General features: G+C 50.6%; 1 protein-coding gene. It reads right to left on the reverse strand.

Going from position 1 to position 437, the window contains the following annotated elements; all coding sequences use genetic code 11:
* On the reverse strand, positions 1-437 hold a 437-nt coding region (locus L8U58_RS10160; RefSeq protein WP_338078549.1), incomplete at both ends, for an IS3 family transposase.

The following is a 437-nucleotide window of genomic DNA, read 5'->3' on the forward strand; positions in this document are numbered from 1 at the left end:
AGGCTGATCTTGATTCGGTGATTGTTGTAGAACTCGATGTATGTCGCGATTGCTTCTTTGAGCTCTTGGGGGTTCTGCCAGGTTCTGCCGTAGTACATTTCGTTTTTCATTCGGCCGAAGAACCCCTCACATGCTGCATTGTCGGGGCTACAGCCTTTCTTCGACATAGAGCGAAGTATTCCGAACTTCTCGGTCATGCTTCGCCAGCTGCTGCCTCGATAATGTGCTCCGCGGTCTGAGTGAATCACCAAGGATCCATCCATTGCCGGCTTTTCGGTTGCGATTGCTGCGTACAAAGTTTCTTCTGCTAACTCCATGGTGGGATGAACACTTGTTTTTGCTGCCACGACCTTGCCGTCAAAACAGTCGATGATGGCAGACAGGTACACGCGACCTTGGTTAGTAGCGAAAACACTGATGTCAGTCAGCCACAACCG

The sequence above is a fragment of the Corynebacterium macclintockiae genome (genome assembly GCF_027570165.1).
Taxonomy (GTDB): domain Bacteria; phylum Actinomycetota; class Actinomycetes; order Mycobacteriales; family Mycobacteriaceae; genus Corynebacterium; species Corynebacterium macclintockiae.